We start from the raw sequence: 20539 nt of genomic DNA, 5'->3' as shown, positions 1-20539 counted from the left end.
TGCCTACACCCCTTTGATTGCTTGGAATTTTTCCATATAGGCTTGGGCAACCTCACGAACTTTTTCAAAATCCCCAGTTGCTGCTGGCGCTAACAGATTGCCACCAACACCGACGGCCGTCACACCTGCAGCGAACCACTCGGCCATATTTTCCAAACTGACACCACCCGTTGGCATAATATTTAACTGAGGCAATGGCGCTTTAAATGCCGAAATAACACTCGGTCCATAAACACTTCCCGGAAATAGTTTAATAATATCTGCTCCGCTTTTCAGTGCTTCTTTCATTTCTGTGATGGTCATACAGCCTGGCAAATAGGGAACTTGATATAAATTGCAAATTTTAGCGGTTTCTTCATCGAAGCTTGGACTCACAATATATTCAGCCCCTGCTACAATAGCTAAACGAGCAGTCGTAGCATCCAAAACTGTCCCCGCACCAATGACTACGTCAGGATTCTCTTTGTATAACGCAACTAATTCCTGAATCACTTCTGTTGCTTGAGGAACAGTAAAGGTTAACTCAATCCCCCGCATACCGCCTGCTACAATGGCTTGACTAGCTTTTAGCGCTTCCTCTTTTGTCTTTCCGCGAACCACAGCAATCACGCCAGCATTTTCTAATTTTTGTAAAATTGATACTCGCTTCAACAGACTCCCTCATTTCTTATTTAGAAATATATATTTATTATAAAGAAATTCACAACTTCATTATACAGATAAAAAAAGAAAATGCAAACGTTTTTACAAAAATAAAAAAAGAAAGACAAACAAAAATCCCAATCGACTTTTGTTTGTCTTTCTTTTTCTACTATAATTTCGCTTCAATCGCTGATTTTGTTGCTAAAAGGGCTTGATTAATCGTCGTTTTATTTTCCTCTGTCAAACGATATTTCGGCATGCTTACACTAAAAGCACCCGCAATTTCGCCATCTTTCATTAAAGATACTCCGCTACAGAAAATATCTTGTTCAATTTCTTCATCATCGTAAGCAACCCCCGTTTGTTGCACTTGTTTTAATTCTTTTTTCAAACGCAAGGGATTGGTAATCGTATTTTCGGTATAGGGAATTAATGTCTGCGTGTCTAAATATTGTTGCACTTGTTCTTCCGAAAATTCTGCTAAAACGGCTTTACCCATGGCCGAATTATACAAAGGTCGAGTAATTCCCACTTTCGAGGACATGCGAATCGTTTGATTTTTCGGTTCTAATTTATTGATATACAGAATTTCATTATTATTTAAAATCCCTAAATGAATGGTTTCATCGACCGTATTTTGAAGGTTTTCTAAATAAGGTACCGCAATTTCAGCTAAATCGATTTGCTCCACACTTTGATTCGCATAGCGAATCAATTTTGTTCCTAAGCGGTACGTCTTGTTCGTGTCTTTTTGAACATAGCCAATTAATGTTAAGGTTTCTAAAATTTTGATTGCCGTTGATGCCGTCATTTCGGTATTCTTTGCAATTTCCTGTAAGGTTTGATCGGGTTGTAAACTTAGACAGTCCATGATTTTAGCCGCTTTTAACAAGACTGTTCCGTAAGGTTTTGTTTCTTTCATCGAAACCCTCCTTTTCCATATAAGAAATTATATAGAAAAATAAAGAAATTGCAAGAAAAAAAGAACTCGAAGATTCATTCAGTAACGTTTTACTTTCACTTCAGGTCTTTCTCCCAGTCCTATTTCATTCTTATTTTCTTTTCTTTAACTCATCAGAAACATCTGCATCCTTAGGAATTAAAAGATACTCACTGACTTCTGTGGTTTCATTAAATACAACATATAATTTTTGTTCTTCATCGAAATCGCCCAAATCAATCGCTACGTAATTGGGACAAACTTCTGAGATACCATGAAACATTTGACTAAAGATTTTTTTCGTCATCCCCACATTACGATGCTGCTCTTCTGCTTTTTCCACCGCACTTTGTAATGTATATCCTTCATCTAAAAAACGCTTGATCCAATGCACTTTGACGACTGTATGTAACCGATATTTCCGTGGACCGTTTGCGTCTTTCGCAATGGAAGAAATATACCCTTTTTCTTCCCAATAACGAAGTTGACGTGGCGAAACTTCAGCAATTTCACTTAGTTCACTAATTCCTATCAACAAATTTTCTTCATTTAACAAACGCTGAATCATTTTTGACCACATTAGTTTAACTTCCTTTCCCTTATCCTTTCCTTAATTGTAGTTTTTTTTACACCTTTGTCAAGTAAGTTGACAAAGATTCTAATTAGTTGTAAAGTAGTTAATGCAATTTAATTTGAAACTTACAGAAAAAGGAGCGATATATGTGACTTCACAACAACCTGTGGATATTCACGGAAAACCTTATAATCGGTCGTTACTAGTCGGCGTTTTACTAATCGGAACATTTTGTACGATTTTAAACCAAACACTTTTAACGACGGCCTTACCTACATTAATGAAAGAATTTGATATTTCAGCTTCAAGTGTACAGTGGCTAACCACTGGATTCCTACTTGTGAACGGCATTATGATTCCCATCAGTGCTTGGTTGATTAACAAATTTAGTTCAAAAAAATTATACATAACAGCGATGTCAACGTTCTTAATCGGAACCATCATCTGTTTTGTAGCTCAAGACTTCGGCATGTTATTGACTGGACGTCTTGTTCAAGCCGCAGGGGTCGGCGTATCTATGCCTCTTTTACAAACAATTATGCTTTCAATTTTCCCGCCTGAAAAACGTGGCGCTGCCATGGGCACAACGGGAATTGTTATCGGATTAGCACCCGCTTTAGGTCCAACATTATCTGGTTGGATTATTGATTCTTATACATGGCGTGACCTTTTTGGGATGGTCATTCCAATTGTCGTTTTAGTCCTAATTTTAGCTTCATTTTTAATGAAAAATGTCATCCAATTATCTAATCCAAGTATCGATGTCTTATCGGTCATTCTTTCTACTCTTGGCTTTGGTAGCTTACTTTACGGTTTCTCAAGCGTTGGTGATAAAGGTTGGGGTAGCCCGCAAGTCTATGGATTCTTAATTGTTGGTGCGATTGTTTTATGTCTTTTTACATATCGACAATTGCATTTAGAACAACCTTTCTTAGAACTACGCGTTTTTAAATCAAAAGTCTTTACTGTTGCAGCCATTTTATCTGGCGTAACCAACATGGCAATGATTGGTGCCGAAATGGTTTTACCTTTGTATATCCAAAATATTCGTGGTGAATCTGCCTTCCATTCAGGGTTAATGCTTTTACCAGGAGCGTTAGTCATGGGACTTATGATGCCAGTAACTGGTCGCATTTTTGATAAAATTGGTGCCCGTCGTCTTGCGATTACCGGGATGTTTATTTTAACAGCTGCAACGTTACCGTTTGCTTTCTTAACAAAAGCAACACCTATTATTTATATCATTGTCCTATATGCGATTCGGATGTTTGGTATTTCGATGGTCATGATGCCTGTGACAACTTCTGGCATGAATGCTTTACCAATGAATTTATTAAGTCACGGAACTGCTGTAAACAACACCTTCCGACAAGTAGCCAGCTCAATTGGAACAGCTGTTTTGATTAGTGTTTTAACAAATGTTACCAAAGACGGCTTACCTGCATCAGACTTATTAAAAACAGCCCCACTCGCTTATCGCGACCAAGCAACAAACGCAACATTAAACGGTTATCACGCAGCCTTCTTCGTGGCAACAATCTTTGGCGTTCTCGGCTTGGCGATTACTTTCTTCTTAAATAAAAAAGAAGCGATGCCTGTTAAGGAAGTAGGTGCAATGAAATAATGATTATTTTCCTTTTAATCCTTTGCGTGTTAGGCTTTGCCTATACGAATGTATTTGGCCGAAAAGTCTGGCATAAATTCTGTATGGTTATTTTTGGTTTAGGGTTCTTAGCTTCGTTAAGTCTTATCGTTTTAAACGATAAAGATCATTTTGGTATGACCGAAGTTACTCAGGACAAAACGTTTGAACTAAAAAGCAGTAGTTCAAGCAAAGATGGCCCCAACATGTTATTGTACCAGCCGTTGGGCGATGGTTCCGAAAAAGTTTATTTATATAACACACCAGATAAAAAGAAACTACAAAAAACAGGAACGGAAAATGTCACAAACACAGTTCAAAAAGATGCTCAAAAAGCCACATTAGTCCAAAAAACAACGAAATGGTCTTATCAAGAGTCTTGGGCCAAAACACTATTTGGCCTTGCTGACAACGATAACCAATTTGCAAAACAAGAAAACACCTTCAACGTTGCTAGTGACTGGCTAGTTTTAAGTGCTGATCAAGCCAAAAAATTAGGCGAATATATGGAACAACATGCCGCTGATATCAAAAAAGAAGGGACTGAAACAGTTGGCAAAAAAATGATGGCTGCTATGATGGCGAATCCATCAATGTCCCAAGAAGAACAAGCGAAACTCACCGAACAATATACCAAAGAGTTTCAACAAGAATTGATTCAGAAAATTCTTAGTGACATGAAATAAAAAAAGGACTGCCTGAGAAACTTATCAGGCGGTCCTTCTTTTTTAATGATTAATCTAAATATAAATACCTTGTTCTTCTTTTTCAAGAACTTTTGTTTCCGAAAGCAAATTTCCTGTCACCAAATCATATCTGAGCAGCGTCTGACCAGCTAAAACCAACAACTGATTATCTTTCGTTGTATTTACACTATAAATCATAGATTCTTCTAATTCTTCCGTCTTTAACTGTCCATTAATATTTAAAAAATAACTTTCTTCCGTGGCAAGATTAACAATTGACAGCCCCACTTTCCCTAATGCATTTGGCTCGTGATCAATAATCAAATATTCGGACGTTCTACTTTTGTAAATTAGGTTAGGAAAATTCTCTGTCAATTGAATAAAACGTTGATTTTTAGCATCTAAACCCATTTGCATAATTCGATTATCTGGCACATCTTCATAACTTACTCGGTTTCTATGAGCCGTTACCGGCAAGTAAATTTGATTATTTACAATCACAGAAGAAGTAAAACCATAAACATACTCTGGGTTTGTATCTAAAAATATTTCGTCTGTTAATGTCAAATTTTTCCCTTCTTTAAAAATGAACAACGTATTCTCATAAAGTTGTTTTTCTTTGGCTTCCTGACTAGCGACGACATATAGCTTATTTTGTGTTCCTGAAAATTGCGTAACTGGTGTTGTAGATTCATTAAACACGTATGAACTAACTGGATTCCCTTCAGTATCGAAAGAATATAAACGCTCTGCTTGAACAGTATAAAAATAGTTGGAGCTATAACCAGTACCAGTATAAGGATATTTTTCTGTCTTTCTTTTCAAAAGTTCTCCTTTTAAAAAATCAACACTCACTATAAATTCATCCTTAGTGCTGCTCAAAAGATCACCTGTTGAAAATAGTAAATAATGGGATTGTAATCTTCCTTTTGAAAACCCTGTTGGGACAATCTCTGGTAGATCCACACGACTTTGCTTATGTTTTTTGATGTCATTTTCAGAAAACATGAATGAATAAATCGCTTGGGTTGATAATACATAAAAATCTGTTTCTTCTTGCACAACAAAAGATTGCTTTTTTTCTTCTATCAATTTGTCTTTTACAACAAATAACATTATTCCAATACTAATCAAACTAAGAAATCCTGCTACTATTTTTTTCATATTTTCGTTGTATTTCTATATGTAATTGGCGCCTGAACTTTTTTAAACAATTGTCTTATACTCACTATATTATTCCCTAGACAGTTTTGATACCTTTCTTCTACAGTCCATTCTACATAACCAACCAACAACAGTCTAACCGTTTTTTTCATTTTCTCTCCTCCTATTAAAACAATATGCTCCCATTGTGACCATGCACAACAAAAGCATATCATTCAATCTTTTAACAAACAATCTCATTTCAGATTATTTGAACTGTTTAGAAAAAAACCAAAATATATCTTTTTAATTATAAATCGCTTTAATCGGATCCATCCTCGAGGCACCAATTGCTGGAATAATCCCGAAAAAGATACCTGTGAAGACCGAAACCAATGTTGAAATAGCAAAGATGGACGGCGTAATAATTGGCGTAATCGAAATATACCCACCGACCACAGTTGCCAATAAGTAGCCGCAGCCGACACCAATCAAACCACCAATCAATGTGATAAACGCTGCTTCCATTAAAAATTGGAATAAAATGACTCGTGGTTTAGCACCAATGGCCCGACGAATCCCGATTTCTCGTTTCCGTTCCGTGACAGACACATACATGATATTCATGACGCCAATTCCCCCGACTAATAGGGAGATTGCAGTAATTGCCATCAGAAACATTGTCATACCCGTGACCATTTCTTCCATTTGTTGTTGGAGTTGTTGGTCTTGGTCGTTTTCTTTAAACGTTCCTTTCACTTCAGGATGATTTTCACTTAAAATAGTGATTGCCTGTCCTAAAATTGCTTCACGGTCCGCTCCCTCACGAACTTTAATATTGATGCCGCTAATTGCTTTTGTTTTCGCTAATTTATTATATGATTCTCGAGAAACAAAACTACTCATAGCAGTTGCCCAATCATCGTTCATGCCCAAACTATCTAAATCTTTTGGTGCTAAAATACCAATCACCTTGTACATATAACCACCAATTGAAACAGCTTTTCCAATGAGTTGGCTAGGATCATCAAGCCGAATTTGCGCTTCAAAGATATCATGATTTAAGACAATCGCATCTGTATTTGCATCGCTCGGTTGAAAATCACGACCATATAAAATATCATTCTGCCCTTTAGTCGACGTAATGGATAAATTCGCCTGCGCCCCAAAATAATCCATTGGTACAAACAAATTGTCTCCGCCCCCCATCATTGATTCACCATATTGAGGATAAATACTTTCAATTCCTTGAATGTCTTGTAATTTTTTCAAGTCCACTCGGCTAAACGTATAATCTGGCTCTTCATAGGACATAAAATTGTCACTGCTACCATCTGACATTGTATAATGAATCTTCAAAACATCCGCGTTCACTGCACTGGATGCCTTCACAACTTGACGCTTCATCCCTTCACCTAGCGCAGAAATCGTTACGACTGATGTAATCCCAATAATAATCCCGACCATCGTTAAAAATACCCGCAACTTATGTGCCTTTAAGCTTAAAAAAGTACTAACAAATAAATTAGCAATCATCTAATCACCTCTTCTTCCAAAAAGCGACCATCTTTCATATGAATCACTCGTGAGGCATATTTTTTCATATCTTCATCATGTGTCACCATGACAATTGTTTTGCCCTGTTCATTCAATTCTTTCAATAATTCCATAATTTCTGTACCCGTTTCACTATCCAATGCCCCAGTCGGTTCATCAGCCATAATCAATAATGGATCATTCACCAAGGAACGAGCAATGGCTACTCTTTGTTGCTGTCCTCCAGAAAGTTCAGTAACTTTTGATTTGGCTTTTGTTTCCAAACCGACAATTTTTAGGTATTTTTCAGCAATCGCTTTTTTCTCAGCGCGGCTTTTTTTCCCTTCATAAACACAGGGCAATTGAACATTTTGACTAACATTTAAGGAATTAATCAAGAAAAATTGTTGAAAAATAAACCCTAGATATTCATTGCGAAAGGCTGATTTTTTATTTTCAGACAATTTTGAAACATCTGTTCCTGAGAAATGATAACTTCCGTCTGTTAAGCGATCCAAGAAACCAATAATGTTCATCAGCGTTGTCTTACCGCTGCCGGACTTCCCCATGATTAAAATGAACTCTCCTTGATGGATGGTCAAGTTCAATTCTTTTAAAACATGTAGTTTTTCCTTACCTACTGGATAGAACTTGTTAATGTCCCGCAATTCAATGAGGGGTTGATTTGTATTGTTTGCTTCCACCATCAAGCCCTCCTATTTCGACGCATCTGTCAGTGATTCGTTGGTTGCTGATTCATCAGAAGCAATCGCTGCATCTGATTCAACAATATCACCGACTTTTACTGGTTTTTTTGAAGAAATAACCACTCGGTCGGCTGATTCTAAGCCAGATTCAATCGCCATTTTGTCGCCATTTTCTTGCCCGACTTGGACATCACGACGAATGATGGTTCCAAAATCATTCACTAAAACGTAGGCCTGTTCACCCTCTTTTTGAATCGCTTTTTTCGGTAACTCAATCGCCCCTAAATCGCCTAAATCAATGGTTGCTTGCATATGATAGCCATTTTTGACTTTGTCTAAATTGGCCAACGCAATTTTGACGCTATAACTAGACATCGTTGTGCCGCCCTCTGGATTGCCACTCGCGGCATCGCTGTTGCCTTCAGGAGGATTATCATCGATGTAAGAAATTGAGCCATCCACAACCACATTATTGGAAACAGAAGTTAGTTTAGCTTTTTGCCCAACACTAATTTTAGTCAAGTCCTTTTCATTCACTTTCCCAGCTAAATAAAGATCTTCTGAAGTTAACCGTAAAATCGGTGAATTGGCATCTTTTACTTCTGGAATTGATACGCGACCTTTGAAATTAGCCTTTGTGGAAATATATTGCTTCGCTCCTAAATCCGCTAAGGTTTCATTGGTGAAGGTAATCTCTTCATCTACTGCATCGACTTCTGTTTGATATTGTTCATTTAAATCATCCCCAGACATCGTGCGGTCTTCTTCTTTAGTTTTATTAAATTTATCAATGGCCCGATTCCACTTATTATAGATATTCGCCCGCTTCGTTTCTAATTTGGCTAAGCTATTTTGTTGTGCCTCAATTTCTTTTGTGACCGCCTCATCTTCGTAAGTAAATAGTTCTGTGCCTGCATCTACGACATCGCCGTTTTTCACCTTAATCTCTGGATCCTTTGTTATTTTTTGATCACGCGCAAAGGCTTCCATTTGTTCCGGTTGGATGACACCGTTAATATAAATTTGTTGCAAGTCAGGAACATCAAAATAGTCAATTCCCCAGTCATCTTTAGGCGCTTGCTTGACAGCTACTTGTTGTGCATTTTTATTTAACGCATTCACAGTTACGATGCCCCCAACCGCAATTACCGCAACTGCCCCCAATATAATTATCGTTTTCTTCTTCATTTTCTTCGTTTCATCTCCTCATTCTGTCTATTTTCCCCAACAAACTAAATTGCTCGGTCGTTCACTTATACCTATTTAACCATGCTTGAATTCAAGAAACAAGGGCATTTCTCTAGGCCTTTAGTCTGATTTATTTCATTTTTGTTCATTTTTTTATTTATTTCACGACAATAAACAACCATTGTTGGGTCTATGTGTTTCAACAATCAAAAAAGGTTATTTTTATGTTATTTATAACTAAACTATTCGCAATCGAGATTTTTTGCTTCTTTTTTTATTTAAGGTACACTAGAAGAAACAATTGAAAGTGAGGGCTTGCCATGAAAATTATTATTTTTGGCGGTAGCGGTTTTTTAGGTCAACAAATCGCGAAAATTTTAGTCCAACGCCAACATCAAGTCATCAGTGTTTCACGTCATGGAAAGCCTGCCACGCTCTCCGCATCTTGGAGCCACCAAGTGCAGTGGATATGCTCCGATGTTACTCGTGACACGAATTGGCAAGAACAAGTCCAGCGTGCTGACTGGGTCATTGATACAGTAGGTATTTTATTTGAAAATCCACGAAAAAAGAAAACCTATCAACGGCTAATTCTGACGCCAGTGAAAAAAATCAGCTCTTTTTTAGCACAACAAAAAAAGCCAGCTAAGTTTTTATTTATTTCAGCCAATACTGTTCCTTTCCCTTTGAGAAAATATATGGATGCCAAATTGGCAGCGGAGGAACTAATCCACCAAGAAGTCGCCGAAGCAGTAATTTTTTATCCTAGTTTACTTGTAGGTCAAGAACGTACCGGCACCATACTTTTTAGTAAATGTATTTATTTTTTTAAGAAAATCCCCTTTTTAAAGAACTTATTTATTGGCTATGATCCTGTGCCTGTGGCAGAAATGGCACAAGAAATTGTTCACGTTTTAGAAGGCGGCAATTCTATTTACACACACAGAAGGACCCGCTAACAAGTTATCTCTCAATCGTCTCTGTCTAGAGGCGGTTTTTTTGTGTTACAATACAACTGTTCGAAGGAGAGAAGAAGCATGAAAAAAATTGCCATTATTGGCGGCGGCATTATCGGAATGACGTTAGCTAATTATTTAGATCCACAAAAATTTGACATTACCGTTTATGATGAAGGGATCGGCCAAGCGACTAAAGCGAGCGCTGGGATTATTTCCCCTTGGCTATCCAAACGTCGAAATAAGAAATGGTACCAATTAGCGCGAGAGGGCGCTGCCCTATTTCCAAAGCTAGTCAAAGATTTTCAGCTGACGGAGGATATTTATCGTCAATCAGGGACAGTCATTTTGCGTCCGGCAGCTGCTTTGGCAGACTTAGCCCATTTGGCAGAAGAGCGTAAGCAAACTGCACCTGAAATTGGAGAAATCACGATGTTGTCAGCGGTTCAAACAGCGAAGTTCTTACCGCTACTTAAGGAAACTCCCTCACTTTTTATTTCTGGCGGCGGTCGCCTAGATGGACCAGCTTATCTAAACCATCTTCAGAAACGCGCCGAAGCCAAAGGGGTCACTTTTTGTTCACAACGGGCGCACTTTCGACAACTGAATCAAGGGTGGGAAATTGTCACAAATTCAGAAAAAAAGAGCGTTGATTTTCTCGCTTTAACACCTGGTCCTCATTTAAAGGAATTACTCGCTACTTTAAATTTATCTGTGGACATTCATCCCCAAAAAGGACAATTGTTAGTTTTCGAGACCCCTTTTACAAATAGTCAGCAATGGCCTGTCGCTATGTTAGATGGCGAAGCCGATTTAATTCCTTTTAATCAAGGAAAAATTTTATTAGGTGCCACCCACGAAAATGAACAAGCCTGGGATTTAGAAGAGACTGTTAGCGCTTTTCAACAACTAACTTCTGGGACTGCGCCATTTCTAAAAGAAGCAGATCAGCTTTTTAAGCAACCCATGCATTACCGCGTTGGTACACGTGCTTATACATCTGATTTCGCTCCGTTTTTTGGTCCTTTGCCAGAGCTGCCCCACCTTGTGGTTGCTAGCGGACTTGGTTCATCAGGACTCACTACTGGCCCATTCATTGGTTACCAATTAGCTGAATACTTCAATACAGGTGCCTTCAAAGGAGAGCTTTATCAAAAACCACTTAGTCAATATGTAAAAAACAACCCCTCACTTTAATCAGTGAGCGGTTGTTTTTTTCTTTAATTAAGAAATGTGAAGTATCTTGGTAGAAGGATTTTGTTATTATGCTACTTGTGGTCGCGCATAGCGTTCTACGTTTTGTTTAATATTTTTAACCGTTTCTGGATCTTCAATGCCCGTTACTTCAGCGATCACTGTATCAACGCTTTCTTGGTCAAGCATTTCCTGTAATTGACGGCTTTGTTCATCTTCTGGATCATGATAATTAAAGACAATACCAATCATTGCTAATAAATGCGGCGACACTAGATTGCGTTCCTGTAATTCACGGATTGGTCGAATAAACCGTTCTTGCGCACCTAATTTTCTGATTGGTGTCCGTGCTACACGTGTAATAGCATCTGAAATATATTTATTTTGGAAACGTTGAATAATTTTTTCAATATAGGCTGCATGTTCTTGTTCATCAAAATTCCATTTAGCCACTAAAAGTTTACCGGTTTCCTGCAAAACTGATTTGAGTTGTGCTACCACTAAGGCGTCCTGCATCGCTTCGTCAATGGTTTGATAGCCTAACAACGCCCCTGTATAGGCAACTGTAGCATGGCCAGTGTTTACACTAAATAATTTTCGTTCAATATACGGCTCTAAATCAGCAACGTAATGAACGCCTTCTAACTGAATCTCTTTGGCTTTTCGGTTGGTATCATCAATGACCCATTCACAAAAAGGCTCAACTTGAACAAAAAGTGGATCTTCATGTTTTTGTAATGGAACAATCCGATCAACCGCCGCATCAGGAAAACCAATCCATTGTTCAGCATAAGCTGGGTTTTTCAAATATTTGGCCACTTCTTCTGCTAAAAAGGTTGAACCACCAATCATATTTTCACAAGCGATAATATCCAGCGGCTTTTGGCAATTTGCTTCGGCACGTGCATCAATTCCTTGGGCAATTAATTCAGCAATTCTTGGTAAAATATTGGGACCAATCGCCGTCGTGACTAAATCGGCTTCCGCAATTGCTTCTACTACTTTTTCTGGTTCTGTCATGTTATTTAACCCGGTCACATTTTCAACGTTAATTTGTTGATGTGAGGCATCGGCCAATTCAATTGTATAACTTTTACGTTCTTTTAACGCTTGAATGATGGTTTCATTAACATCCACAAACGTAATATGAAACCCGTTTTTAGCTAAAATTTCGCCGATAAAGCCGCGTCCAATATTTCCTGCTCCAAAATGTACTGCGTTCATTCTTATTCTCTCCTTTAAGCAATGGCTAAATTTTCTGTTATTTCTTCTTTACTTAATGCGTCGGCAAGTTGCACCACGTTATCCATATCACTACAATAAAGTGCAATTTGTTGGACTAATTGCAAATGTTCTTCACCGACTCCGGCAATCCCAAATAATACGGTAGCAATTTTTTCATCTTCTTCGGTGCCAAAATTAACACCCTCTGGGACTTGCACTACACAGATTCCTGATTTTTTCACTAATTTTTTGGCTTCTTCTGTTCCATGAGGAATGGCAATAAAATTCCCCATATAAACAGATAGCAATTGGTCTCTTTCAATCATTGCTTCGATATAAGCGGGCTCAACACAGCCTGCCTCGACTAGTTTTTCGCCGCAAAAGCGAATAGCTTCTTCTTTTGTATTAAACTGTTGATTTAATTCAATTGAAATATTCGTAAGATTTTCCATTGTTTTCTTCCTCTCTAGGCACTTTCTTTTAAGAGCGAAACCACTGTTTCATATTTTTGGGGATTAACCATACTTTTTACTGATAAGTGTGTCGCTTTCGGTGCTTTTTTACGGGCTTGTTCCGTTAGTTCAGCTTTAGTGACAATTAAAGCCTGTGTTTGTTGAGTTAATTCATTAATATTAATTTTTCGAATCGGCATTGAAATTTTCTCTTTATCTAAAATTTCTTCTAAGACTTTCATTCCCATCGTTGCTGACCCGACACGGTCATCGTGAACCAAAAGAATCTCATTGACATTTGCTAAATCTCCCTCAATTTCAGAAGCAGGTGTTGCTTTGGAGGCTGTTGGTTGTGCGTCGTTTTTTTCTTTGGTACCTGATAGTTCAGCCACAATTTCATCATAACGTGGTGAGTTCAAGAAGTTTTCAACTGCTACAAAGGTTGCATTAGGTGCTTTCTGTTTGGCCCGCTCTTGCAATTCCGCTTGTGTGACAATCAATGTATTTCCCTCATCGGTCAAATTATTAATGGCCCGATTCGTCACAGTTTGTACTAAACCAGCCTCTTGGACCTTTTTCCGTAAGATAGACGCCCCCATTGCACTAGAGCCCATCCCAGCATCACAAGCAAAAATAATTTGTTGAATTCCTGACAATGAAGCACTACCATTTGTGACAGTTAATCCTTTTGATGCTGCTTTAGCAGCTTGGGTTTCTTTCACTTTTTGGGCAAATTCATCACTTTCTTCTTTCGCATCTGCTTTTAAAATGACTGCGGATACTGCAAAGGAAACAGCAGTTGCTGCCAAAACACCTAAAATAACTGGTAAGTAAGAACCCATTGGTGTCATCGCTAAAATAGCTATAATGGAGCCTGGTGAAGCGGGCGCACGTAAACCAGCATCTAACGTTTGGAAAACCAAACTACCTGTCGCACCACCTGCAATAACCGATAAGAATAATAACGGTTTCATCATTACATATGGGAAGTAAATTTCGTGGATACCACCAAGGAAATGAATAATTATTGCTCCCGGCGCAGAAGATTTTGCCGCACCTTTTCCAAAAAACATAAATGCTAATAAGACACCTAACCCAGGACCAGGGTTTGCTTCTAATAGGAAAAGAATTGATTTACCAGCCGATAAGACTTGTTCTGTCCCTAAGGGTGTTAAAATGCCATGATTAATCGCATTGTTTAAAAAGAGCACTTTTGCCGGTTCAATAAAAATACTCGTTAATGGAATCAAATGAGCATTTAAAATGATTTCCACACCACGTGCCATTGCAGCAGTCAGCGCATCGACAATTGGGCCAATCGCTGAAAAACCAAGTAAAGCTAACGCAAAACCAATTAATCCAGCTGAAAAATTGTTTACTAACATTTCAAAACCAGCTTTAATCCGATGTTGGAAATACTGATCAAATTTCTTAATTGTAAAGCCACCAAGTGGACCCATAATCATGGCACCTAGCATCATCGGAATATCGGTTCCCACAATCACGCCCATTGTCGCAATTGCTCCAACTACGGCACCGCGATCACCTGCAATTACTTTCCCACCAGTGTAGCCAATTAATAATGGAATTAAATAGGTCAACATTGGACCAACCATCGTGGCAAAGGCTTTATTTGGCAGATATCCATCTGGGATAAATAGCGCTGTCAAAACGCCCCACGCAATCAACGCCCCGATATTGGGCATCACCATGCTAGATAAGGTACTGCCAAGTCTTTGGACTTTTGCTTTAATTGATACTTTATTTTTTTCTGGTACTTGTTCCATTTTTATTCCCCTTCTCTCAAGTAACTTTTCTTGTTGACTAAATTGTATCCGCTTTCCAAAGCTGAAAAAAGTCGTACTTTGGCACAAACCATTGTGCCAAAAGTTGAAAGAAAAAAGCACGTGTTCTCTAGTTACGAAAACCAGAAAACACGTGCTTATTCCATTTCTAATAATTTCAATAATAAATGAACAACTTTTTATGCTATACTCAAATTGGCGACTTGCCTCGAAAGGAGGTGCATCACATGTACGAGATTGTCACAAAAATTCTTGTGCCGATTTTTGTCGGGATTGTCCTGAAACTTGTAACCATTTGGTTGGAAAAACAGAACGAGGAATAAACAAGTTGCTTCCAACCGCTGCTGTCTAAACAGCAAAAAAAGACACCCTACCACAATAGGGTGTCTTTTTAGTGCATCCATGCACGACTTTGTCACAAGTTACCTTGAATTTATCATAGGTCCTATTTTTTGTCAAGGAATCTTCTTATCTTTTTTGTTTAACCTCTTAAATTAAAATATTTTATTTTTTTAATATAAAATTATTTCAATAATTATTGAACATTTCAGAATGAATTGATTTTTTTCAGACGTAACTTTAGGCTTGAGCCAGAATTTTTTGTGCTTCATCTATTGTTTGACAATCACTGAGCCGCTGAATGTTTTCGAGATCTGAACAGAAAAAAGCTAATTCTTGAAGCATGCTTAATTGCCGTTGACTTTTTAGAGCAACGACAAATAACAAAGTAGCTATTTTTCGATCTGCTTCCGTACCAAAGTTGACCCCATCAGGCACTTGAATAAAGCAAATCCCTTCTTTTAAAACTTGTTCATCTTGTCCTTCCGCATGAGGTAATGCCACGAAGTTACCGATATACACACTGACTTTTTGTTGACGTTGATACATTGCTTTGACATAGTCAGGCGTGACCAACTGATTTTTTAGCAGTAATTCACCAGAAGCTGCAAGTGCTTCCTCCCAACTAGCATACGATTGATTCAACATTATTTGCTCCGCTGTAATTTCAAACATCTCTCAACACCTAGCCTTTCATTTCTTCAATTAATAATGACGAAAGCAACTGATAAACAATGGCTTCATTTCCTGAATGAAAAATTTCTGTATTTAAATCATTCATAATAATCGCACCACTGATTTTTCCTAAAATTTTCCCGATTGTTTCATCAATCGGCATCGGCGCTAGCATGAGTAACATACGTTGTAACTGCATCGGCTTTTTATCCATCCCTTCAATCATAAGTGGCTGGGCCAGATTAAAAATACAAAAAACAGGCTGTGTCACTGCTGTACTTGAGGTATGGAATAAGGCCATTTCCGTCTGAGGAATCCCAATAGGCGCTTGCTCGTAACGTTTCATCAATTGCTGACAGACGATTGCACTATCGGTGATTAAATCTGCGGAAAGTTGCGCGAGAGCTTGTTGAACGGTTTCTGCTAAATCCGCTTGATTATTTAAATCTGCTATGAAAAATGTTTCTAATAGTTTACTAATTTCTTCCATGAAAGCGACCACTGTTTCGTAGCTTTCTTCGCCACCTATTTTTTTCACAGGCGCTTTCCTAAGCGAGCGTTTTTCGTGACTAATCCGCTTAAACTCTTCTTTCAATTGGCGGATTTCATCGTCTAAAAGTAACGGTGAGATCAATTTATATTTACCATTGTATCCTGGTAATAACGAAGTGGAAATCACTAAGTCATAGTTTTCCTCAACATTCACCTTACCTAAATCCGCAATCCGAAAAAAATGAATCTGGTTGATAAAAGGAAAGTAGCGCCGTAATCGCATTTCCAGCATACTTGTCGAAGCCAAACCGCTAGGAGAAAAACCAGCAATATCAACTTCCATAATTTTGGGACTCCGTTCTAAAGAATTGGCAAAATGAAGTACCATGTAGGCAATTTCCTCTTCCGATAAATTCTTTTGCGGAAAAATTTGCGGCAACGCTTGGCGTAAAGCCGCAGCTATTTCTTGATATTGATTCATGATCCGTTCTAAAATGGGATTCGTTAAATCTTCTTCTTGTAAAACCGCCCGAGAAAAAACACCTGATAAATGCGTCAACAACATTTTATACAAATTGGTATCTTCGAAAAAATTAACTTCCGTTTCTTGACTTACTGCTTCAATCAGTTGTTTCACTGCATAAGCTAGCTGAGTGTCAAAATGTTCATCAAAAAAATCTTCATCAAAAGAATTAGAAAAATCACTTAATAAGCTAGCAAAAAAAACAATCTCACTGACAGCGTATAGTTGTTTCGTTTCAGCAGCGACTTTTGAAAAAAGTCGTTTAGAACAATTTAGAAAAGCCTTATTCATCTGCCCAGTATAGGTCTCATCAGCTAAATAAAAACCTGCAGTGACTCGATCCATCGCAATTGTTAACATTAAAATCAAATGTTGTAATTTGCGATCACTTAATGCTGGAAATAAAGTTTCTACTTCTGGCTGAACAATTTTTTGTGCAAATGCTAAATGTTCTGCATGAATAAACTGAAAGAAAAAATGGTCGTTTGTTGTTAATTCGGTAAAATGAAAAAATTGGTACTCATTAATTTCCATACTTAGAATATTCGCCATTAGAAGACGGCGATATTTTTCAGAACCAGTCACTTCATAGCCTTGATTCCGAGAAATCGTCAACGGAATCCGAGCAATCCGTGTTTCTAATTGTTTAATATCGGCATAAAAAGTCGTATTACTAATACAATACGTTTCCAGAAAATAATGCATAGAGACTGGCTCTTTTGTTTGAAGTAATGTCAATAAAATCGCATGTTGCCGCGCCAAAGTAGAAAGTTCCTGTGTCTCTTCTCCTAAAATAGCAGCCTGAATTTCCGTCATCGCTGCTTCATCTGCTTGAATCGAAAAGCGCCCACGAGCTACTTTTTCCAACGTCGCGCCCATCGATGCTAGCGAGGTTTCTAAATTTTCTAATTCACGATATACCGTCCGGCGGCTAACCTTTAACAAATTCATCATGCGGTTTACTGAAACGGGGGTGGGACTATTCACTAATTCCGTTAATAGAACAGTTTCTCTTGTCGTTAAAAACATCTATCAGCTCCTCCTTCCAGCCATTCTTGATACTCTTTCTTATTCAAAAAACTAGTAACTACGTATAAATTTTGTTGCGTTAGATCTAAATGATAGGCTTGCGCCAGTTCACGAGTCACTACGTAGGTTGTCTCCTTGGTAAAAAAGACTGTTTCCAGTGGCTCTTTAGATACTTCAATCGCGACTCCTTGTTTCGCCGCTTGTTGCCGCAATAATTCCATTCCCATTGTTTGCGATCCTCGAACATTCTCGGCATATAAAAAAACAAGCTTCTGTCTTTGTTTTGTCGGGTTCGTTTCAGTAGACTCTGAACCAAGTGAAGATTGCTCTTGAGAAGAAGCAGTCAGTTTGGCTAAAACTTGCGGGTAATAGGATTTAATTTCTAAAAAATTTTGAACACTCACCATATCCTTTTCTGGGACGTACTTTTGTGCTAACTGTTTCAATTCTGCTTGAATGACCACTAATGTCTTAGGCTGCCACTTCATCTGATGAACGGACTGGTAAGTCACAGGCATCTCCAAGTTCACAGCTTTTAATTGTCGGCTTAGCAAACTAGCCCCCATGGCACTTGAGCCCATTCCTGCATCACAAACAAATAAAATTTGCTGATAGTTAGGTGTGACTGTTTCCACTTGGTCTTCCTCCTTCATCTTTATCATTGAAACTGGTTCAATTCCTCGTTGACGTTTTAATAACAAGCTTGCTATTGCAAAAGAGCACAGAAAGCTAACAAAAATTCCGCTAAAAACCGCCAGCCTCGCATCAGTCGGGGCATTGGCTAAAATCGCAACCAATGAACCTGGCGAAGCTGGAGCACTTAGCCCCACATTAAATATTTGAAAAACAAGCGTACCACTCATTCCTCCAGCAATTACTGCTAAAAATAAGCGCGGGTCCATCAAAACAAACGGAAAATAAATTTCATGAATGCCCCCAATCAGTTGAATCATGGTGGCACCTCCTGCTGTTTTTCGTTGTCCTAAAGGCCCAAACAGCAGAAAAGCAACCAAAACGCCCACGCCTGGTCCAGGGTTTGTTTCCAATAGAAATAAAATGGACTGACCTGTTTGACTAGCACCTTCTAAACCTAGAGGCGTTAATAAGCCATGGTTAATCGCATTATTAAAAAATAACACTTTTAAGGGCTCTAAGAAAACGTGAACCAATGGTAAAAGATTGGCTTCAATTAACCAAGAAGAAAATTGATACAGCCAAAAACTAGCGCTTTCAACAGCCGGAGCTACAACCAGAATACCAAAACAGCACAGCAGTCCTCCCACAATTCCTGCTAAAAAGTTTTTAGTCAGCATCTCATAGCCTTCTTTAACTTTCGGTAAGAGAATTTGTTCAATTTTGGCGAAAGTATATCCTGCTAAAGGGCCAATAAACATAGCACCAAACAACTGTGGAACATCTGTGGAAACAATCACGCCCACTGTCGCAATAGCAGCAACGACGCCGCCACGTTGTTCCTCGAACATTTTTCCGCCTGTAAAACCAATTAAAATCGGTAAAACAACTCGAATCATTATCGTTTCGACTTCAGAAAGAGCTAGCCGTAGATTCCCTGTCGTATAGCCAGCCACCAAAGACAATAAGCTCCACGCAATAAAAATACTCAAATTTGGCATAATCATCCCACTCAAACGATGACCAAAACGACGTAAATAGGGAGTTACTTTCACAAACTTATGTTTAAAAAAGAGCGAATGCATTTCTTTTTCCTTCATATTCCTTGTCCCTCGCTCTCTATGTAGATAATTAGAATACTTCTATTATATGAAATTTCACAAAAAAATAGTATAGATTTTTGTAAAATAATTCTTTTATACACCTCACAAGAGAATCCGTTTACATTAATAGAAAAAACTTTTATACTAAAAGAAAGAAATTCTTCGGATTGGAGGCCAATTATGGCAATCAAAGCAATTGTAATGGATATTGATGGTACCTTGTTAACTTCAGAAAAAAAGATTTCACCAAAAACGCGACAAGCATTAGTAGCTGCACAAAAGCAAGGCCTATCACTGATTTTGGCTTCTGGCCGCCCGACTAACGGTATGCGGCCCTTAGCAGATGAATTGGAGATGGCTCATTATAATGGACACCTACTTTCCTATAACGGCGCTTGTGTCACCCATCATGGCAGTCAGCAACAACTATTTAACCAGACAATTTCAAAGTCATTGAGTCAACAAATTTTAGAGCATTTGAAACAATTTGACGTAATTCCAATGATTAATGATGAAACATTTATGTATGTCAATGATGTTTTTCATAACACCTTACATTTAGAGACTGGTGATTTTAATATTATTGAATATGAATCACGGGGTGGCAACTTTCAATTATGTGAGTGGCGTGATTTAGCCGCCAGACTAAACTTTCCTTTGAACAAAATTTTAATTGCTGGTGAACCCGCCTATTTACAAAAATATCATGAGGCCATCTACGCGCCTTTCAAAGAAACCGTCACCGCTGCTTTTTCCGCTCCTTTCTATTTTGAATTTACCGCTAAAAATATTGATAAAGCGCGTTCTTTAGAAAAACTAACCCTACAGTTAGGCATAACTGCTGAAGAAGTAATTGCTTTTGGTGATGGTCACAACGATTATACAATGTTGGAATGGGCCGGCACGGGGATTGCTATGGAAAACGCCGTTGACGAGCTTAAAAGCATCGCAACGGAAGTCACTTTATCCAACGACAATGACGGCATCGCTGTTGCATTAACCAACTTTCTTTAAGAAAGTTGGTTAATGCAAGCGTACGCCGTCATTTTTTATTGC

General features: G+C 38.2%; 20 protein-coding genes. 6 read left to right on the top strand and 14 right to left on the bottom strand.

Annotated features, from left to right (window positions below; genetic code table 11):
- Positions 1–3 precede the first annotated feature (3 nt).
- The 3 genes from IGM09_RS01645 to IGM09_RS01635 form a co-directional block, all read right to left on the bottom strand.
- A complete protein-coding gene (locus IGM09_RS01645) occupies positions 4–651 on the bottom strand; it encodes a bifunctional 4-hydroxy-2-oxoglutarate aldolase/2-dehydro-3-deoxy-phosphogluconate aldolase (RefSeq protein ID WP_002397542.1) in 648 nt (215 codons plus the stop codon).
- A 160-nt stretch (positions 652–811) separates the two neighbouring features.
- Positions 812–1564, bottom strand: a complete 753-nt coding sequence (locus IGM09_RS01640; RefSeq protein ID WP_033624800.1) for an IclR family transcriptional regulator — start codon at positions 1562–1564, stop codon at positions 812–814.
- A gap of 130 nt (positions 1565–1694) precedes the next feature.
- Positions 1695–2162 (bottom strand): MerR family transcriptional regulator, encoded by a 468-nt coding sequence (locus tag IGM09_RS01635; RefSeq protein WP_002383688.1) that lies wholly within the window; start codon positions 2160–2162, stop codon positions 1695–1697.
- A gap of 100 nt (positions 2163–2262) precedes the next feature.
- On the opposite strand from IGM09_RS01635, the gene IGM09_RS01630 reads away from it, so the two are divergent.
- Together IGM09_RS01630 and IGM09_RS01625 are read left to right on the top strand one after the other, a co-directional pair.
- A complete protein-coding gene (locus IGM09_RS01630; RefSeq protein ID WP_002389910.1) occupies positions 2263–3780 on the top strand; it encodes an MDR family MFS transporter in 1518 nt (505 codons plus the stop codon).
- Positions 3780–4484: a DUF4811 domain-containing protein gene (locus tag IGM09_RS01625; protein WP_002361178.1), complete on the top strand. Its 705-nt coding sequence runs from the start codon at positions 3780–3782 to the stop codon at positions 4482–4484. Before IGM09_RS01630 ends, IGM09_RS01625 begins: the two co-directional genes overlap by 1 nt.
- A gap of 54 nt (positions 4485–4538) precedes the next feature.
- Here the strand turns inward: IGM09_RS01625 and IGM09_RS01620 are convergent, their stop codons facing one another.
- The 5 genes from IGM09_RS01620 to IGM09_RS01600 all read right to left on the bottom strand — a co-directional run bounded on the left by IGM09_RS01620 (position 4539) and on the right by IGM09_RS01600 (position 9058).
- A complete protein-coding gene (locus IGM09_RS01620) occupies positions 4539–5618 on the bottom strand; it encodes a hypothetical protein (protein ID WP_229208080.1) in 1080 nt (359 codons plus the stop codon).
- Positions 5619–5644: 26 nt separating this feature from the next.
- Positions 5645–5800 (bottom strand): hypothetical protein, encoded by a 156-nt coding sequence (locus tag IGM09_RS01615; protein WP_229208079.1) that lies wholly within the window; start codon positions 5798–5800, stop codon positions 5645–5647.
- A 133-nt stretch (positions 5801–5933) separates the two neighbouring features.
- Positions 5934–7163, bottom strand: coding sequence for an ABC transporter permease (locus tag IGM09_RS01610; RefSeq protein ID WP_002355288.1), 1230 nt, complete (start codon positions 7161–7163; stop codon positions 5934–5936).
- Positions 7160–7870: an ABC transporter ATP-binding protein gene (locus IGM09_RS01605; RefSeq protein ID WP_002383683.1), complete on the bottom strand. Its 711-nt coding sequence runs from the start codon at positions 7868–7870 to the stop codon at positions 7160–7162. The genes IGM09_RS01610 and IGM09_RS01605 overlap by 4 nt, the downstream gene beginning before the upstream one ends.
- A gap of 9 nt (positions 7871–7879) precedes the next feature.
- Complete coding sequence (locus tag IGM09_RS01600) at positions 7880–9058, bottom strand: efflux RND transporter periplasmic adaptor subunit (RefSeq protein ID WP_002366099.1); 1179 nt, start codon at positions 9056–9058, stop codon at positions 7880–7882.
- Positions 9059–9378: 320 nt separating this feature from the next.
- Here IGM09_RS01600 and IGM09_RS01595 point away from each other — a divergent pair, with 320 nt between their 5' ends.
- A complete protein-coding gene (locus tag IGM09_RS01595) occupies positions 9379–10017 on the top strand; it encodes an NAD(P)H-binding protein (RefSeq protein ID WP_033624797.1) in 639 nt (212 codons plus the stop codon).
- A 78-nt stretch (positions 10018–10095) separates the two neighbouring features.
- Positions 10096–11211, top strand: coding sequence for an NAD(P)/FAD-dependent oxidoreductase (locus tag IGM09_RS01590; RefSeq protein ID WP_010713581.1), 1116 nt, complete (start codon positions 10096–10098; stop codon positions 11209–11211).
- A 66-nt stretch (positions 11212–11277) separates the two neighbouring features.
- Here IGM09_RS01590 and IGM09_RS01585 read toward each other — a convergent pair whose 3' ends face one another.
- From IGM09_RS01585 to IGM09_RS01575, 3 genes are read right to left on the bottom strand one after another with little or no spacing between them, the layout of a single operon-like run.
- Entirely contained in the window at positions 11278–12432 is a 1155-nt protein-coding gene (locus tag IGM09_RS01585) for a mannitol-1-phosphate 5-dehydrogenase (RefSeq protein ID WP_002355280.1), read from the bottom strand.
- A 14-nt stretch (positions 12433–12446) separates the two neighbouring features.
- Positions 12447–12884, bottom strand: coding sequence for a PTS sugar transporter subunit IIA (locus tag IGM09_RS01580; RefSeq protein WP_002355279.1), 438 nt, complete (start codon positions 12882–12884; stop codon positions 12447–12449).
- A 14-nt stretch (positions 12885–12898) separates the two neighbouring features.
- The gene (locus IGM09_RS01575; RefSeq protein ID WP_002405272.1) at positions 12899–14671 is read right to left on the bottom strand and encodes a PTS mannitol-specific transporter subunit IIBC; all 1773 of its coding nucleotides are present in this window, start codon (positions 14669–14671) and stop codon (positions 12899–12901) included.
- A 245-nt stretch (positions 14672–14916) separates the two neighbouring features.
- Between IGM09_RS01575 and IGM09_RS01570 the strand changes: the two genes are divergently transcribed.
- Positions 14917–15012 carry a type I toxin-antitoxin system Fst family toxin gene (locus IGM09_RS01570; RefSeq protein WP_015543884.1) on the top strand — a complete coding sequence of 32 codons (96 nt, stop codon included), beginning with the start codon at positions 14917–14919 and terminating at the stop codon, positions 15010–15012.
- 256 nt (positions 15013–15268) lie between these two features.
- Here IGM09_RS01570 and IGM09_RS01565 read toward each other — a convergent pair whose 3' ends face one another.
- From IGM09_RS01565 to IGM09_RS01555, 3 genes are read right to left on the bottom strand one after another with little or no spacing between them, the layout of a single operon-like run.
- Entirely contained in the window at positions 15269–15703 is a 435-nt protein-coding gene (locus IGM09_RS01565; RefSeq protein WP_002355276.1) for a PTS sugar transporter subunit IIA, read from the bottom strand.
- 10 nt (positions 15704–15713) lie between these two features.
- The gene (locus IGM09_RS01560) at positions 15714–17747 is read right to left on the bottom strand and encodes a BglG family transcription antiterminator (RefSeq protein WP_002355275.1); all 2034 of its coding nucleotides are present in this window, start codon (positions 17745–17747) and stop codon (positions 15714–15716) included.
- Positions 17738–19480 carry a PTS transporter subunit EIIC gene (locus IGM09_RS01555; RefSeq protein ID WP_033624796.1) on the bottom strand — a complete coding sequence of 581 codons (1743 nt, stop codon included), beginning with the start codon at positions 19478–19480 and terminating at the stop codon, positions 17738–17740. Before IGM09_RS01555 ends, IGM09_RS01560 begins: the two co-directional genes overlap by 10 nt.
- A 183-nt stretch (positions 19481–19663) precedes the next feature.
- Between IGM09_RS01555 and IGM09_RS01550 the strand changes: the two genes are divergently transcribed.
- Positions 19664–20497, top strand: a complete 834-nt coding sequence (locus IGM09_RS01550) for a Cof-type HAD-IIB family hydrolase (protein WP_002370203.1) — start codon at positions 19664–19666, stop codon at positions 20495–20497.
- The last annotated feature ends 42 nt before the right edge of the window (positions 20498–20539 follow it).

Source organism: Enterococcus sp. DIV0167, assembly GCF_050541555.1.
GTDB lineage: Bacteria > Bacillota > Bacilli > Lactobacillales > Enterococcaceae > Enterococcus > Enterococcus faecalis.
The sequence above is the reverse complement of the archived record's forward strand: the minus strand, read 5'-3'. Positions and strand labels throughout refer to the sequence as shown.